Source organism: Nocardioides antri (genome assembly GCF_008373765.1).
GTDB classification, from domain to species: Bacteria; Actinomycetota; Actinomycetes; order Propionibacteriales; family Nocardioidaceae; genus Nocardioides; species Nocardioides antri.
The window spans coordinates 1-264 of the sequence record NZ_VUJW01000201.1; the positions used below are offsets into that span (position 1 = coordinate 1).

A 264-nucleotide genomic window follows, 5' to 3' on the forward strand; every position below is an offset into this window, starting at 1 on the left:
CCATGGGAAGCTGGGTCTGCATCATGACAGCGAGATCCTCGAGATAAGAGACTTCGTGTGGTAACGCTGGAACTTGGCGCCTACGGAAATGTGATGGAGTAACGATTGATCTTGGTTTTTGGATTTTTGGGTGTAGGTAATCGGTCTGTTGGCCAAGTAGGTCCGGAGGGCGCGCTCGCCCCAGGTCTGCGCCCGCGGCGGCTCGACACGTTGTCCCTTGTTCCTTCGGTCCAAGTACGTGATCAGGTCATCGTAGTAGTTCTT

1 protein-coding gene is annotated in these 264 nt (G+C 54.5%); it reads right to left on the reverse strand.

Annotated features, from left to right (window positions below; all coding sequences use genetic code 11):
* Nucleotides 1-21 precede the first annotated feature (21 nt).
* Nucleotides 22-264 (reverse strand): hypothetical protein (locus tag F0U47_RS23010; protein ID WP_223162874.1); only part of this gene is annotated, 243 nt, incomplete at its 5' end.